The sequence below is a fragment of the Hydrogenophaga aromaticivorans genome (assembly GCF_013387465.1).
Classification (GTDB): Bacteria; Pseudomonadota; Gammaproteobacteria; order Burkholderiales; family Burkholderiaceae_C; genus Hydrogenophaga; species Hydrogenophaga aromaticivorans.
Genome location: NZ_VYGV01000016.1, coordinates 161,730 through 175,974, shown reverse-complemented (window position 1 = coordinate 175,974; position 14,245 = coordinate 161,730). Strand labels below are relative to the sequence as shown.

General features: G+C 62.6%; 15 protein-coding genes and 2 pseudogenes. 13 read left to right on the top strand and 4 right to left on the bottom strand.

Annotated features, from left to right (window positions below; genetic code table 11):
- Positions 1 to 10: 10 nt before the first annotated feature.
- From F3K02_RS17820 to F3K02_RS17795, 6 genes and pseudogenes are all read left to right on the top strand, one after another.
- Positions 11 to 340: a Rieske 2Fe-2S domain-containing protein gene (locus tag F3K02_RS17820; RefSeq protein WP_177136976.1), complete on the top strand. Its 330-nt coding sequence runs from the start codon at positions 11 to 13 to the stop codon at positions 338 to 340.
- A gap of 77 nt (positions 341 to 417) precedes the next feature.
- Positions 418 to 837, top strand: a complete 420-nt coding sequence (locus tag F3K02_RS17815) for a 2Fe-2S iron-sulfur cluster binding domain-containing protein (protein ID WP_177137538.1) — start codon at positions 418 to 420, stop codon at positions 835 to 837.
- Positions 828 to 1,772, top strand: a complete 945-nt coding sequence (locus F3K02_RS17810; protein WP_177136975.1) for a catechol 2,3-dioxygenase — start codon at positions 828 to 830, stop codon at positions 1,770 to 1,772. The genes F3K02_RS17815 and F3K02_RS17810 overlap by 10 nt, the downstream gene beginning before the upstream one ends.
- Positions 1,773 to 1,821: 49 nt before the next feature.
- A complete protein-coding gene (locus F3K02_RS17805; RefSeq protein ID WP_177136974.1) occupies positions 1,822 to 2,226 on the top strand; it encodes a GlcG/HbpS family heme-binding protein in 405 nt (134 codons plus the stop codon).
- Positions 2,227 to 2,247: 21 nt separating this feature from the next.
- Positions 2,248 to 3,702 (top strand): 2-hydroxymuconic semialdehyde dehydrogenase, encoded by a 1,455-nt coding sequence (locus F3K02_RS17800; protein WP_177136973.1) that lies wholly within the window; start codon positions 2,248 to 2,250, stop codon positions 3,700 to 3,702.
- 8 nt (positions 3,703 to 3,710) lie between these two features.
- A pseudogene (locus tag F3K02_RS17795) lies at positions 3,711 to 4,188 on the top strand (alpha/beta fold hydrolase).
- A 75-nt stretch (positions 4,189 to 4,263) separates the two neighbouring features.
- On the opposite strand, the pseudogene F3K02_RS17790 reads toward F3K02_RS17795, so the two are convergent.
- From F3K02_RS17790 to F3K02_RS17780, 3 genes and pseudogenes are all read right to left on the bottom strand, one after another.
- Positions 4,264 to 4,881, bottom strand: a pseudogene (locus F3K02_RS17790) (transposase); the annotation flags it as partial.
- 91 nt (positions 4,882 to 4,972) lie between these two features.
- Positions 4,973 to 6,448 (bottom strand): group II intron reverse transcriptase/maturase, encoded by a 1,476-nt coding sequence (gene ltrA / locus F3K02_RS17785; protein WP_177136972.1) that lies wholly within the window; start codon positions 6,446 to 6,448, stop codon positions 4,973 to 4,975.
- 328 nt (positions 6,449 to 6,776) lie between these two features.
- A complete protein-coding gene (locus tag F3K02_RS17780; protein ID WP_343067104.1) occupies positions 6,777 to 7,976 on the bottom strand; it encodes an IS5 family transposase in 1,200 nt (399 codons plus the stop codon).
- A gap of 199 nt (positions 7,977 to 8,175) precedes the next feature.
- On the opposite strand from F3K02_RS17780, the gene F3K02_RS17775 reads away from it, so the two are divergent.
- The 6 genes from F3K02_RS17775 to F3K02_RS17750 all read left to right on the top strand — a co-directional run bounded on the left by F3K02_RS17775 (position 8,176) and on the right by F3K02_RS17750 (position 12,840).
- On the top strand, positions 8,176 to 8,376 hold the full coding sequence (locus F3K02_RS17775; protein WP_177136971.1) for a phenol hydroxylase subunit: 201 nt from the start codon (positions 8,176 to 8,178) through the stop codon (positions 8,374 to 8,376).
- A gap of 35 nt (positions 8,377 to 8,411) precedes the next feature.
- Positions 8,412 to 9,407, top strand: coding sequence for an aromatic/alkene monooxygenase hydroxylase subunit beta (locus F3K02_RS17770; protein WP_177136970.1), 996 nt, complete (start codon positions 8,412 to 8,414; stop codon positions 9,405 to 9,407).
- 33 nt (positions 9,408 to 9,440) lie between these two features.
- Positions 9,441 to 9,710, top strand: a complete 270-nt coding sequence (locus F3K02_RS17765; RefSeq protein WP_177136969.1) for an MmoB/DmpM family protein — start codon at positions 9,441 to 9,443, stop codon at positions 9,708 to 9,710.
- Between the two features lie 145 nt (positions 9,711 to 9,855).
- Positions 9,856 to 11,415, top strand: a complete 1,560-nt coding sequence (locus F3K02_RS17760) for an aromatic/alkene/methane monooxygenase hydroxylase/oxygenase subunit alpha (protein ID WP_177136968.1) — start codon at positions 9,856 to 9,858, stop codon at positions 11,413 to 11,415.
- Entirely contained in the window at positions 11,412 to 11,768 is a 357-nt protein-coding gene (locus F3K02_RS17755) for a phenol hydroxylase subunit P4 (RefSeq protein ID WP_177136967.1), read from the top strand. The genes F3K02_RS17760 and F3K02_RS17755 overlap by 4 nt, the downstream gene beginning before the upstream one ends.
- A 7-nt stretch (positions 11,769 to 11,775) precedes the next feature.
- Positions 11,776 to 12,840 carry an NADH:ubiquinone reductase (Na(+)-transporting) subunit F gene (locus tag F3K02_RS17750; RefSeq protein WP_177136966.1) on the top strand — a complete coding sequence of 355 codons (1,065 nt, stop codon included), beginning with the start codon at positions 11,776 to 11,778 and terminating at the stop codon, positions 12,838 to 12,840.
- Here the strand turns inward: F3K02_RS17750 and F3K02_RS17745 are convergent.
- Positions 12,827 to 13,738, bottom strand: coding sequence for a LysR family transcriptional regulator (locus tag F3K02_RS17745; RefSeq protein WP_177136965.1), 912 nt, complete (start codon positions 13,736 to 13,738; stop codon positions 12,827 to 12,829). The genes F3K02_RS17750 and F3K02_RS17745 overlap by 14 nt on opposite strands.
- A gap of 126 nt (positions 13,739 to 13,864) precedes the next feature.
- On the opposite strand from F3K02_RS17745, the gene F3K02_RS17740 reads away from it, so the two are divergent.
- Positions 13,865 to 14,236 (top strand): 2Fe-2S iron-sulfur cluster-binding protein, encoded by a 372-nt coding sequence (locus F3K02_RS17740; RefSeq protein ID WP_177136964.1) that lies wholly within the window; start codon positions 13,865 to 13,867, stop codon positions 14,234 to 14,236.
- The last annotated feature ends 9 nt before the right edge of the window (positions 14,237 to 14,245 follow it).

The window sequence follows — 14,245 nt, the reverse complement described above, 5'->3', positions numbered from 1 at the left end:
GAAATAGATAATGCCCTGGAAAAAAGTTTGTTCGCTGAATGACCTGGAGAAGGATCAGATTGCGGAGTTCGATGTGCAAGGAGTTCTGGTTGCGGTAGTGCGCGGCGAAAACCAGCCGGTTGTGATCCCGCCAATGTGCCCTCATTTGGAAGAGCCGCTGTGTGAAGGGGTTTGTGATGGCCGGACGCTAACATGCCACAAACATTTATGGCAATGGGATTTGGAAACAGGTAATCCAATGGGGTTGGCTCAAAAGCCGTTGAAACGCTACGACAGCAAGGTTGAAGGCGATACGCTCTTTGCTCTGATTGATCAGGAAATTCTATACGACTATGAGTGAGCTCAGATTTTGGGCCAGAGCCTTATACCAACCGCGCAGCCCACTTTTCAAGCGCGTGTGAAGGTGCTGCAACGATGATGTTCGAAACTAACACGAAGGTGAACGTCCATGTCATGCAGACGGGTGAGTCCTACCCATGTGCCACCAACGAGAGCTTGTTGCAGGGCATGTTGCGCCTGGGGCGCAAAGGCATTGCGGTGGGTTGCGTCAACGGCGGCTGCGGGGTCTGCAAGGTTCGCATCGTCGAAGGGCGGGTGCGGGCGCTGGGGCCAATCAGTCGCGCGCACGTGACGGCTGAGGAGGAAGCTCTGGGATACACCTTGGCCTGCCGGGTGGCGCCCACCGTTGCGGTGCGGCTCGAAGTGGCTGGCAGGCTGGCAGGCTGGCAGGCTGGCAGGCTGGCAGGCTGGCAGGCTGGCGAAGCCTATTTCCAAAGGATTCGCTGCACAGGCGAACCATGTTTTAACCAAGTAAAAGAAGAACTATTATGGGTGTAATGCGAATTGGCCATACTAGCCTGAGAGTGATGGACATGGCGGCGGCGGTCAAGCACTACGAGAACGTGCTGGGCCTGAAGACGACGATGCAGGACAAGGCCGGCAACGTCTACCTGAAGTGCTGGGATGAATGGGACAAGTACTCACTAATCCTCACGCCTTCGGACCAGGCGGGCATGAACCACGTGGCCTACAAGGTCGAAAAAGACGCCGACCTCGATGCGCTGCAGCAGCGCATCGAAGCCTCGGGCGGCAAGACCACGATGCTGCCCGAGGGCACGCTGCCCTCCACCGGACGAATGCTGCAGTTCAATTTGCCCAGCGGCCACGAGATGCACTTGTTTGCACATAAGGAGTGTGTTGGCACCGACGTCGGCTCCACCAACCCTGACCCCTGGCCGGACGACATCCGCGGCGCCGGCGCCCATTGGCTTGACCACTGCCTTCTGATGTGTGAGTTCGATCCGGGCAAGGGTGTCAACAAGGTAGCCGAGAACACCCGGTTTTTTATCGACGTGCTGGACTTTTTCCAAACCGAGCAACTGACCGTGGGCCCAGACGGGGCGTTCCAGTTGGCTTCGTTCCTGTCGTGTTCCAGCAAGCCGCACGATATCGCCTTTGTCGGTGGCCCAACACCTGGCATACATCACATTTCGTACTTCCTCGACTCCTGGCACGACGTGCTCAAGGCTGGTGATGTGATGGCAAAGAACAGGGTCCGCATTGACGTGGCACCTACGCGTCACGGCATCACGCGTGGAGAAACGATCTACTTCTTTGACCCTAGTGGCAATCGCAACGAGACGTTTGCTGGTCTGGGATACCAAGCCCAACGTGATCGACCGGTGACAACTTGGACCGAAGATCAGGCGGGGCGCGCGATTTTCTACCATACCGGGGTGCTTTCTGCGTCTTTCACCGAGGTCTACACCTGATCGCGGAAAGATAACCATAGAACGAACTCCATTGAGTGTTGCGCAGCCCATGATCGACTGGGCGGCAGCACACGCCTGCGTCGGCGCAGCGGTCAAGGCCGCTGGGGTCTTGGGCGTGCGCGTGAATGTCGCCGTGGTCGATGCCAGCGGTGTGCTGACGGCCTTTTTGCGCATGCCCGGCGCACCGCTGCATTCAGTGGAAATTGCCATTGACAAAGCCTACACCGCAGCCAGTTTCGGTCTGGCCACGAGCCAGTGGACTGCAGCACTGCAGCAGCACTCATCGGCAGTACGTGAAGGCATCGTACGCAGGCCGCGTTTCGTCGCCTTTGGCGGCGGGCTACCGGTTATTGAGAACGGTCAGCGCATTGGCGGCATCGGCGTATCCGGCGCCACTGAGGAGCAGGACGAGGCTATTGCAGGCGCAGGCTTGAAGGCACTGGGATTTGTCTGATTTCAGACTGAAAGCCAAAATATGAAACAGTTTCTAAACTACATCAACGGCGAATTCGTCGCCACTGACACCACTTTCGAGAACTGCGCCCCGGCTGACAACCATGTCATCGGATTGGTGCATGAGGCTGGCGCGGCCGAGGTCGATGCCGCCGTGCGCGCCGCGCGCGCCGCGCTCAAGGGCGATTGGGGCCGCATGAGCGTCGCCCGGCGGGTTGAGTTGCTGCATGCGGTGGCCGATGAGATCATCCGCCGCTCTGACGAATTTCTGGAAGCCGAAATTGCCGACACCGGCAAGCCGCGCAGCCTGGCCTCGCACATCGACATTCCGCGCGGCGCGGCCAATTTCAAGGTGTTTGCCGACATCATCAAAAACGTGCCGACGGAGACCTTTGAGATGGCCACCCCCGACGGCGGCCAGGCGCTCAATTACGCCATCCGCTCCCCGCTGGGGGTGATCGGCGTGGTCTGCCCGTGGAACCTGCCGCTGCTGCTGATGACCTGGAAGGTCGGCCCAGCGTTGGCCTGCGGCAACACCGTCGTCGTCAAGCCATCGGAAGAAACCCCGGCCACCGCCACCCTGCTCGGTGAAGTCATGAGCAAGGTCGGCATTCCGCCTGGCGTGTACAACGTGGTGCACGGCTTCGGTCCGAACTCGGCCGGCGAATTCTTGACCCAGCACCCGGGCGTCAACGGCATTACCTTCACCGGCGAAACCCGCACCGGCGAGGCCATCATGGCCGCTGCCGCCAAAGGCGTGCGCCCGGTGTCGTTTGAGCTGGGCGGCAAGAACGCCGGCATCGTGTTTGCTGACTGCGATTTTGACAAGGCCGTGGCCGGCATCACGCGCAGTGCTTTCGAGAACTGCGGTCAGGTCTGCCTGGGCACCGAGCGGGTGTATGTGCAGCGGCCGATTTTTGACAAGTTCGTCGCCGCGCTCAAGGCCAAGGCTGAGGGCCTCAAGATTGGCCCGTCCAACGAGGCCGGGGTCAACCTGGGTCCGCTGATTTCAGCCGAGCACAAACAAAAAGTCCTGTCCTACTTTGACAAAGCCCGCGCGGAAGGCGCCACGGTGGTCGCCGGCGGTGGCGTGCCCGCCATGCCCGGCGAACTGGGCCATGGCCACTGGGTACAGCCCACCATCTGGACCGGTCTGCCCGAGACTGCCAGCGTGGTGCGTGAAGAGGTGTTTGGCCCCTGTTGCCATATTGCCCCGTTCGACACCGAAGAGGAGGTGATTGCGCTGGCCAACGCCACCGATTACGGCCTGGCCACCACGGTCTGGACCGAGAACCTGGGTTGCGCCCACCGCGTGGCCAAGCAGGTCGAGGTCGGCATCTGCTGGATCAACAGCTGGTTCCTGCGTGATCTGCGCACCGCTTTTGGTGGTGCCAAGGGCTCTGGCATCGGGCGTGAAGGCGGCGTGCACTCGCTGGAGTTCTACACCGAGCTGCGCAACGTCTGCATCAAACTTTGAGTCCTGTCATGTCTAACAGCACCAACCCCGAAATCGGCCAGCGCATCCGCACCGGTTCTTTCCACACCAACGTCCGGTGCTGCTGCTGCACGGCTCCGGCCCGGGCGTGAGCGCCTGGGCCAACTGGCGTCTGCTGTTGCCGGTGCTGGCCCACACGCGCCGTGTGGTGGCGCCTGACTTGTTGGGCTTCGGTTACACCGAGCGCCCGACCGACCCCGCCAATCCTCCAGAGGGCACGCAGTACCGCATGGAGGTCTGGGTGCGGCAGGCGACATTCGCGCCTTGCCGCATCACACGTTGATCGTGCATGGCCGTGAAGACGCTGTGATTCCGCTGTCGAACTCGCTTCTGCTTTCGCAATGGATTGCGCGCGCGCAACTGCATGTATTTGGCCAATGCGGTCACTGGACGCAGATTGAACACGCCGCACGCTTTGCCAGGCTGGTCGAGGATTTTCTGCTTGAGGCCGACACCCGCCCGGCCTGAGCGCCAGCCGCCATCACACCGCATCCCATTTCATTTCATTCAACTACCCGCAGGACTTAGTCGTCCCTGATTTATTCAGAAGCGGGCGCCGACGGGGCGCTGGACTGAGCCGATGAGTGTGCGTGTGAGCAAAGTAGCCAGCGCGTCTTGCCAGTTCGGCGACACGCTCGCCACCATGCACAGGCGCAAATAAAGTCGCTGCAAGAAGGTGATGCCCTTACGGGCAATCATGCGCAGCAGCCATTGGATGTTGTAGCCCGCAGCACACAGCACCGCGTGCAGCCGATCACCCCGTTCACCTTTGAGGTGGCAGCGGTCCATGCGGTGATCGGTCTTGAGGTGGCCGATGATCGGCTCGATCGCCTGGCGCCGCCTGAGCTGGCGTCGCTCCTGCTCGCGGATCCTCTTGGCCTTGCCCCGGTGCACGATGTGCACATCCGGGTTGTCCGCATCTACACCCCGATAGCCCAAGTCGACGAACGCCGTCGCGGGTTTTGATCGGCTGTCCTGCATCAGGATCGCGGCCTGCTCCAGCTGTTCGTTCAGGGTGTGCCCATCGTACGGGTTGCCGTGGAAGGCTTTGGCCCCCACGATCAGGTTGCCCCGCAGTGTGCTGGCAATGCCCACCTTGACCCCGAACTCGTAGGGCTGTTTGGCCTTGCCGTCGGGTAAGAACACGCCGTTGCCGGCGTGCTCTCCCCTGAGAACCGTGCATGCGAGTTTCCCAGCACACGGCTCAAGCCTTCCAACAGCCCGAGATCGGACCGGGTTCTTCACAACGGAGTCAGCGAGCATTGGCACGACGCTGGAAGTATGCAGTCCATGCTGGGTCGAACGGGTTGGCATCGCTGCGAACCTTCGTGTGGCGCTTGATGGGCAGCCCAGCCAGCCGGAACAGCATCGGCCTGAAGGCCAACTCCGGCGGCCGATTGGCGCATGCGAATACCCAATCGCGCAGACCGTGGCGCTCGAAGTACCGCGCCTTGATCCAGCGCATGGGCTTACGTGGGTGGCGGCGTTTGGCCCACACCCACAACTTGGTCCACACGAGATGATCGATCCGTGAGAAGGTCGCCGCGGCCACAACGTGCCGGTGGTACATCGCCCAGCCCCGAAGGATTGGATTGAGCAACATGATCACCTGCGCCTGCGTGGCAGCCTTGTTCTTTCCCAGCACTTCTCGCACCTTGTCCAGGAGCGAAGCCACGCTCTTGCGTGCGGGCTTGATCAGAAGCTTGTCCCCGTACTTGCGGACGTTCTGCCCGAGGAAGTCGAACCCTCGGCAGATATGCGTGATCAGCGTTTTCTCGGGCGCCAGTTGCAGGCCGCGCACCGCGAGGAATTCCTCGACGGCCGGTTTGACACGCAGCTCCAGCAGTTCCCTTGTTGCGCCAGTCACGATGAAGTCGTCCGCATAGCGGACCACGTGCGCCTTGGCTGGCTGTCGCGCGTTCGGGCTGCGACCCAAGGCCGAGCGCACCGCGTCTTCGATGCCATCCAGTGCCATGTTGGCCAGGACTGGAGAAGCGATCCCACCCTGCGGCGTTCCTGCTTCAGTGGGGAACAGCACTCCTTGGTCGATGAATCCCGCATGCAGCCACTTGCGCAGGACGATCTTGTCCATCGGGATGTTCTTCAACAGCCAGTCATGACTGATGTTGTCGAAGCAGCCCCGGATGTCTCCCTCAAGAACCCACTGCGCGGAGTCGCGTTTGGCGAGCGCATTGAAGCATTGCTCTATGGCATCGGCCGTCGATCGCCGGGGCCTGAAGCCATACGAGTTCTTGTCGGCCGTCGTTTCTGCAACAGGGTTCAGCGCCTGCGACCACAACGCTTGCATGGCCCGATCGTGCATGGTCGGAATACCCAGCGGGCGCTTCTTTCCGTTGCTCTTCGGGATGTACACGCGCCGTAGTGGCAGCGGCTGATAGCCCCTGTGCGTCAGTGCTTGCGATGCCTTCATCTTCGACATCGGCGTCTTCCAGATCTTGCCGTCGACGCCTGCCGTCCTTTTGCCTGCGTTCTCCGTCACCCGCTTGACGGCAAGCAGCTTGCCGCTGTGCGAGCGGGTCAGCAGGCGTTGCAAGGCCTGGACCTTGTTCCACCTGCCAGCCTGTGTAGCCTTGGCAATACGCACCTGTAGCCGCGTGACCTCTTCGGTGGCTTGGTCCCAGTTGATCTGATCCCATGTTTCCTCAAAGGCTGGAGGCGCACCAGTGCTGGCAGTAGTGGCTCTCGCCGTGCGTGCTGGCACCGTCATCTGCCTTCCTCCTGATCGCGGTTTCTCAGGCTCTCTTGCCATGGAAGACCTCGCGGAAGTCAGCTCGCTTTCGCGCCGGACGATGTTGCAGCCCGTATTCGTTCGATTACAGAACGACATTTGCTTGCTCCGCATTCCTCTACCCGCTGAGCCATCAGTCTTCCTCGCAGTCGACCTGCCGTTACCGGCGGCTCGTCGGGCTTACCGTGTTCCGCATACATCACAACGCGTGGGGTAGGTCCTGCCTGTACACCGGTGGTCTTCATATCCGTGTGCGCCGTAGCAAAGGGAGGCGCAGCCGACCACGTACCGTTTTGGTTCAAGCCTGTCAGCATCTTTGGCTTGTTATGCATAACGATGCCTGTAGCAGTTCACTTCTGTTGACCATGCCACTCAGCCTTGCATCCCATCCGCCGTGATGCTGGCAGGTGACGCCGCTTCCTCGCGGAAGCCGGCGCGGCCCGAAGGCCCGATACGTTATCCCTGTGGCTTCACACGCCGCCGTTGCCAGCAGCGCATGCACAGGTAGGCTACGGCCGACGGAACGGCCGGTCTCGTCTCCAACCTTGTGGGCGGGCGAGACAATGATGTAAGCGACTTCACGTCGCACCTTGCTGATGCAATCCACCTCGGGCGCATGCCAGGCGTAGAGCTTGGGTTGTCCATCGGCAGCCTTGCGCTGGCCGCTCTGGGCCACGATGCGATGGGCTTTGTTCAAGGTCTCGCCCAACGCTTGCCGCACGGCAGCCCCGATGGCGCTGGCCTTGCGATCGATCTCGCGCTGCAGTCGGCCGACGATGGTGCGCTGGCGCTTGATGGCGCTGCGCATGCGTTTGAACTGGCGGGCGTGGGCATAACGCCCGGCCTTGTGGCTGAGGTGCTGACCCTCCTTGGCAAAGGTCTGCTTCAGATCGATGCCGGCGTCCTTGGCCGCCTCCACCAGCTTGGCGCGTGCCGTCTCCAGCAAGCGGCTGTCGGTGGGGTGGGCAATGGCCTTGTGCTGTACCGTGCTGTCCACGATCACGCGGGTGAGCTCTTGTGGCTTGATCAGCTTGAGGTCCACGGCCACGTTGATGGTCTGCGCCAGCAGCTCCTCCACACCTTCTTCGCCCAGCAACTGGCGGAACTTGACCAGGGTGGTGGCGTCGCAGGGGCGGTGGTGTTCAAAGTACGCCTGGCCCGAGAAGAATTGCCAGGTCGGTGTTTCTCCCCAGCGCTCGACGACGCCCTCGTCGGACTCGTTGAAGGCGTGTTTGAGGTACAGCAGCGCGATCATGATGCGCAGCGGAACCCGGGGGCGTCCTGCGTTGCTGGTCGCCGGTGCGCGCAGTGCTTGTTCACCGAAGAGGTCCAGGTCTGGCATGGCCACGCCGGCGCGGCCTTTGCGGGAGAAGACCTGGGCCACCCGCGCTTCGATCTCTTGCCAGGGCATGCGCGAGGACAGCACGGCCAGCGGATGGCGCAGGTCGATCATGTGATCGATGCGCGAACGGAAGAAATCGTCGGTGGCGGGGCAGGCAAACAGCACGGCAGAACTCCCAGAAAACAGCCCCTATTGGAAATCAAACTGGGAGTTCCGGCCATCGGCCATCACCCCAAAGACCAGTGTTTATGCGGGCTCCGGGGATTCTTCAGGGACGACTAAATATCGAGATTTTCACCGTATCTGCGGCTTCATTGGCACGGTGCCTGCAAAGAAGCACACGTCCACGACCGCCACAACCGCCATGAACCCGAGCACCGACCTCCCCCTGCCCGCCTGCGACACCTCCCTGCGTTTCGTGCGCGTGATGGAGCGGCGCGCCGACGGGCTGGTCAGTTTCGAGTTCTCGATCGGCTGGCCCGAGCTGGCGGTGGAACTGATGCTGCCCGAAGCCGCTTTCGAGGCTTTCTGCGCCAACAACCGGGTGCAGCGTCTGGACGCGTGAGTGTTCAACAACCATTCCAACGGAGACAAGCCCCGATGAACATCGACCTGCAGGCGCGCGAGATCACCCCGCTGCGCAACACCTTTGCCCACGTCGCCAAATACATTGGCCACGAGAAGGCCGCTTCGCGCTACCAGGAGGCCACGCTCGGCGCCCAGCCGATGACCAACTTCCACTACCGGCCCACCTGGGACCCGGCGCACGAACTGTTTGACGCCTCGCGCAGCCAGGTCAAGCTCACCGACTGGTATGTGCTCAAGGACCCGCGCCAGTTCTATTACGCCAACTGGACCATGACCCGCGCACGCCAGCAGGACGCGGTGGAATCCAACTTCCAGTTCGTCGACCAGCGCGGCATGGTGGCCATGATCCCCGACGCGGTGCGGGAAAAGGCGCTGGAGATCCTGCTCCCGCTGCGCCACGCCGCCTGGGGCGCGAACATGAACAACGCGTCGATCGCAGCCTATGGCTACGGCACCGCCTTCACGGCACCCGCCATGTTCCACGCCATGGACAACCTGGGCGTGGCGCAATACCTCACCCGCCTGGGTCTGGCGCTGGCCGAACCCGATGTGCTGGACGCCGGCAAACAGGCCTGGCTGGACGCGCCCGAGTGGCAGGGTCTGCGCCGCTATGTGGAAGACAGCCTGGTGGTGCAGGACCCGTTTGAGCACTTCGTGGCGCAAAACCTGGCATTGGACGGCCTGCTCTACCCACTGATCTACAGCAGCTTCGTGGACGACCACATCGCTCTGCAAGGCGGCACGGCCGTGGCCATGCTCACCGCGTTCATGCCGGAATGGCACGACGAGACCGCGCGCTGGATCGACGCCGTGGTGAAGGCCGCTGCCGGCGAAAGCGATGCCAACCGCCAGCTGATCGCGCAGTGGACCCAGGACTGGGCCGACCGCGCACAGGCCGCGCTGTCGCCCGTGGCCCGTCTGGCGCTGGGCGAACACGGCGAATCCGCCCTGACCGAAGCCCGCGACAAGCTCAACACCCGCAGCCGCAAGGCCGGTGTGCTGGCCTGACGGACGCCCCTCCCGCTTTCACCAGGAAACCCCATGTCCAACGTATTCATCGCCTTCCAGGACAACGAAGAGTCCCGCCCCGTGATCGAGGCCATTGCCGCAGACAACACCGACGCCCGGGTGGTGCACTCGCCCGGCATGGTAAAGATCGACGCCCCCGGCCGCCTGACGATCCGGCGCGAAACCATCGAAGAGATCACCGGTCGCCCCTACGACCTGCAGGCCATCCACGTCAACCTCGTCACGCTCTCGGGCCACATCGACGAAGACGACGACCAGCTGACGCTCAGCTGGAAACATTGAGATGCACCCCCTGCGCCGCTGCGCGTCTTCCCCCTCTCCTTCGGGAGGAGGACGCTCCCTGTGGCCCGGCAAAGCCGGTTCCACGGGAGCACTGACCAAACGCAGTGCGCGCCGTTGACCCACTGAATTTCACCAGGAGACAAACATGGACACCCGTGTCACCAAGAAAAAGCTCGGCCTGAAAGAACGCTACGCCGCCATGACCCGCGGACTGGGCTGGGAAACCACCTACCAGCCCATGGACAAGGTGTTCCCCTACGACAAGTACGAGGGCATCAAGATCCACGACTGGAACAAGTGGGAAGACCCGTTCCGCCTCACCATGGACGCCTACTGGAAGTACCAGGGCGAGAAGGAGAAAAAGCTCTACGCCGTGATCGAGGCCTTTGCGCAGAACAACGGCCAACTCGGCGTCACCGACGCGCGCTACATCAACGCGCTCAAGCTCTTCATCCAGGGCGTGACGCCGCTGGAGTACTACGCGCACCGCGGTTTCGCCCACGTGGGCCGGCAGTTCACCGGCGAGGGAGCGCGCGTGGCCGCGCAGATGCAGAGCGTGGACGAGCTGCGCCACTACCAGACCGAAACGCATGCCATCAGCCACTACAACAAGTACTTCAACGGCATGCACCAGTCCAACCACTGGTTCGACCGCGTCTGGTACCTGTCGGTGCCCAAGAGCTTCTTTGAAGACGCCATCACCGGCGGCCCGTTCGAGTTCCTCGTGGCGGTGAGCTTCTCGTTCGAATACGTGCTGACCAACCTGCTCTTCGTGCCCTTCATGAGCGGCGCGGCGCACAACGGCGACATGTCCACCGTGACCTTCGGCTTCAGCGCACAGAGCGACGAGTCGCGTCACATGACGCTGGGCATCGAATGCATCAAGTTCCTGCTGGAGCAGGACCCGGCCAACGTGCCCATCGTGCAGGGCTGGATCGACAAGTGGTTCTGGCGCGGCTATCGCCTGCTCACCCTGGTGGCCATGATGCAGGACTACATGCTGCCCAAGCGCGTGATGAGCTGGAAAGAAGCCTGGGAGATGTACGCCGAAGAAAACGGCGGTGCACTCTTCAAGGACCTGGCGCGCTACGGCATCCGCGAGCCCGCCGGCTGGAAGCAGGCCTGCGAGGGCAAGGACCACATCAGCCACCAGGCCTGGAACACCTTCTACAACTACAACGCCGCCGCCCCCTTCCACACCTGGGTGCCCAGCGAGGAAGAAATGCAGTGGCTGTCGGAGAAGTACCCCGACAGTTTTGACAAGTACTACCGCCCGCGCCTGGAGTACTTCCGCGAGCAGCAGCAAGCCGGCAACCGCTTCTACAACAAGACGCTGCCGATGCTGTGCACCACTTGCCAGATCCCCATGCTGTTCACCGAAGAGGGTGACCCGACCCAGATCTGCTACCGCGAGAGCGACTACTTCGGTAACAAGTACCACTTCTGCTCGGACCACTGCAAGGGCATCTTCGAACACGAACCCGAGAAATACATCCAGAGCTGGCTGCCGGTGCACCAGATCTACCAGGGCCACTGCTTCAAGCCAGGCACCGACCCGACCGCCGAAGGTTTCGATCCGCTGTTGGCCGTGCTCGATTACTACGAGATGAACGTGGGCCGCGACAACTTCGATTTCGAAGGCTCGGAAGACCAGAAAAACTTTGCCGCCTGGCGCGGTGAAGGCGCACAAGGAGAAACGAAATGAGCGTGACTGCAATCGGCACCTACGATTTCCCGATGAAGGATGTGCGCGAGAACTTCCCCGCGCCCTTGCTCTACATCGGCTGGGAAGACCACCTGATGTTCTGCGCGCCCTTCTGCCTGCCGCTGCCGCCGGACACACCCTTCGGTGCGCTGTCTGCCGCTGTGCTGCCCGGCATCTACGGCTACCACCCCGACTTCGCCCAGATCGACTGGGACAAGGCCGAGTGGAAAAAAAACGGCCAGCCCTGGCAACCCGATCCGGCCAAATCGCTGGCCGACAACGGCCTAGTGCACAAGGATGCGATCCGTTTCCGCTCGCCCGGTCTGACCGGTATCAAGGGAAGTTTCAGCTGATCCGTCCATGAGCTACCAACTGACCATCGAACCCCTGGGCGCGACCATCGAGGTCGAAGAAGGCCAAACCGTGCTCGACGCGGCGCTGCGGCAGGGCATCTACCTGCCGCACGCCTGCGGGCACGGGTTGTGCGGTTCGTGCAAGGTGCAGGTGTGCGACGGCGATGTGGACCACGGCGCGGCCAACCCGTTTGCGCTGATGGAATTCGAGCGCGACGAAGGCAAGACGCTGGCCTGCTGCTGCACGCTGCAGAGCGACACCACCATCGAGGCCGACATCGACGAAGAGCCCGATGCGCGTGTGATCCCGGTGCGCGACTTCGCCGCCACAGTGACCCGCATCGAAGACCTCACGCCCACGATCAAGGCGATCCACCTGCAGCTGGACAAGGCCATTGACTTCCAGGCCGGCCAGTACGTTCAGGTCGAGATCCCCGGACTCGGTCAGAGCCGCGCGTTTTCCATCGCCAATGATCCCGCCGACGTGAAGGCCAGCATGTGCATCGAGCTCAACGTGCGCAAGCTGCCGGGCGGCGCCGGCACCACCTGGCTGCATGAACAGCTCAAGACCGGCGACCGTCTGCGCGTGGCCGGTCCGTATGGCCGCTTCTTCGTGCGCGAATCTGCGCAGCTGCCGATGCTGTTCATGGCCGGCGGATCGGGGTTGTCGAGCCCGCGTTCGATGATCCTGGACCTGCTCGCGCGCGGCAGCTCGCTGCCGATCACCCTGGTCTACGGCCAGCGCTCGCGCGAGGAGCTGTACTACGACGCCGAGTTCCGCGCGCTGGCCGCGCAACACCCGAACTTCAGCTATGTGCCTGCACTGTCGCACGAGCCCGAGGGGTCGGACTGGGCCGGTTTCCGCGGTTTCGTGCACGAGGCCGCCAAGGCGCATTTCGGCGGCAACTTCGCGGGCCAGAAGGCCTACCTTTGCGGGCCGCCGCCCATGATCGAAGCCGCCATCACGACCCTGATGCAGGGCCGACTGTTCGAGCGCGACATCTACACCGAGAAGTTCCTCTCGGCGGCCGACGCACAGGCCACGCGCAGCCCGCTGTTCAAGCAGGTCTGAACCCCTTCAGCGCCGACCGGGCATGTTCATGCACCACACCCAGAAACATCCGCAGCACCGGCGAGGGGTCTTCGCGCCGGTACAGGCAGCTGAGCTCCAGGTCCTTGAGGTGACGGCTGCGGAACGGCACGAACACCACACCCGGCAGGCGCAGGCTGCTGGCCGAGCGAGTGGTCACCGCCAGTCCGAAACCACCGGCCACCAGGGCCACCGCCGTCACCACGTCTTCAACTTCCTGCTCCACCGCGAGCCGCGCGCCCTCCTGCCGGAACGCCTCAGCCACCTCCTGCGCCAGCCCGTGCATGGGCACGTTCGGGTACAGGATCAGCGGCAAACCATCCAGGTCGGCCACACCCACCACCTTGCGCCGGGCCAGCGGATGCGACTCGTGCATCGCCACCACCATGGGCTCGCGCAACACGGTCTCGATCACCAGGTCGGGCTCGGGCGGCACCAGGCGGTTGAAGCCCACGCTGATGCGGCGCTCGCGCAGCGCCTGCAACTGTTCGGACTTGGTGAGGTTGTGCAGCACGATGCGCACCTCGGGGCGCTCCTGGTGGAAGCGCGCCAGCACGCGCGGAATCACATCCAGCACACCGGAACCGAACAGGCCCACGTCGAGTTGTCCCGTCAACCCCTGGGCCGCGCGGCGGGTGCGCTCGGTGGCGCTCTTCGCCATGCGCAAAAGGTTGGGCACCTCGTTCAACAAGGTCTGCCCGGCTTCCGTCAAATCGACACCGACCGAGGTGCGCAGGAACAGCGGCGCGCCCATCTCTTCTTCCAGCGCCTTGATCTGGCGCGAGAGCGGCGGTTGCGCCATGTGCAGGCGTTCGGCTGCGCGCGTGAAGTTGCGCTCTTCGGCCACCGCCAGAAACTGGCGCATGTCTTTCAGGTCCATGGTGTCTCCCCATTCTTCAGGCAATACCTCAGCAGTATAGGGTCGACGACATTTGGTATTGGACGGTATGACCGAGCTGTCCTATCTTCCGCAGCTGACGCTGCTGCGTTCAAGAAGACCTGAGACATGTCCCTGTTCGATTCACGCCCCAAGTTCCCTGTCCATGTCGCCCAGACGGACGAGACCTATCCGTGCGCCGGCAACGAAAGCCTGCTCACCGGCATGTTGCGCCTGGGTCGCAAGGGCATTCCGGTCGGCTGCGTCAACGGCGGCTGCGGTGTCTGCAAGGTCCGCATCCTCGATGGTGAGATCAAGGCGCTGGGCCCGATCAGCCGGGCCCATGTCACCGCACAAGAAGAAGCCCTGGGCTACACGCTGGCCTGCCGCGTGGCGCCCCAGACGCCGGTCGACCTGGAAGTGGCCGGCAAGTTGAACAAACCGTTTTCAAAAGGGCGCGCAGAGTCTGCGACTGCCAGCCCTTCGATTCAGCAGCAGTAACCAACCGAA

Excerpts from the sequence above, each read along its gene's own strand:
- F3K02_RS17820 (WP_177136976.1), top strand. The coding sequence starts at position 11 with ATGCCCTGGAAAAAAGTTTGTTCGCTGAATGACCTGGAGAAGGATCAG.
- F3K02_RS17800 (WP_177136973.1), top strand. The coding sequence starts at position 2,248 with ATGAAACAGTTTCTAAACTACATCAACGGCGAATTCGTCGCCACTGAC.
- F3K02_RS17770 (WP_177136970.1), top strand. The coding sequence starts at position 8,412 with ATGAACATCGACCTGCAGGCGCGCGAGATCACCCCGCTGCGCAACACC.
- F3K02_RS17805 (WP_177136974.1), top strand. The coding sequence starts at position 1,822 with ATGATCGACTGGGCGGCAGCACACGCCTGCGTCGGCGCAGCGGTCAAG.
- F3K02_RS17740 (WP_177136964.1), top strand. The coding sequence starts at position 13,865 with ATGTCCCTGTTCGATTCACGCCCCAAGTTCCCTGTCCATGTCGCCCAG.
- F3K02_RS17815 (WP_177137538.1), top strand. The coding sequence starts at position 418 with ATGTTCGAAACTAACACGAAGGTGAACGTCCATGTCATGCAGACGGGT.
- F3K02_RS17760 (WP_177136968.1), top strand. The coding sequence starts at position 9,856 with ATGGACACCCGTGTCACCAAGAAAAAGCTCGGCCTGAAAGAACGCTAC.
- F3K02_RS17755 (WP_177136967.1), top strand. The coding sequence starts at position 11,412 with ATGAGCGTGACTGCAATCGGCACCTACGATTTCCCGATGAAGGATGTG.
- F3K02_RS17775 (WP_177136971.1), top strand. The coding sequence starts at position 8,176 with ATGAACCCGAGCACCGACCTCCCCCTGCCCGCCTGCGACACCTCCCTG.
- F3K02_RS17765 (WP_177136969.1), top strand. The coding sequence starts at position 9,441 with ATGTCCAACGTATTCATCGCCTTCCAGGACAACGAAGAGTCCCGCCCC.
- ltrA (WP_177136972.1), bottom strand. The coding sequence starts at position 6,448 with ATGACGGTGCCAGCACGCACGGCGAGAGCCACTACTGCCAGCACTGGT.
- F3K02_RS17750 (WP_177136966.1), top strand. The coding sequence starts at position 11,776 with ATGAGCTACCAACTGACCATCGAACCCCTGGGCGCGACCATCGAGGTC.
- F3K02_RS17745 (WP_177136965.1), bottom strand. The coding sequence starts at position 13,738 with ATGGACCTGAAAGACATGCGCCAGTTTCTGGCGGTGGCCGAAGAGCGC.
- F3K02_RS17810 (WP_177136975.1), top strand. The coding sequence starts at position 828 with ATGGGTGTAATGCGAATTGGCCATACTAGCCTGAGAGTGATGGACATG.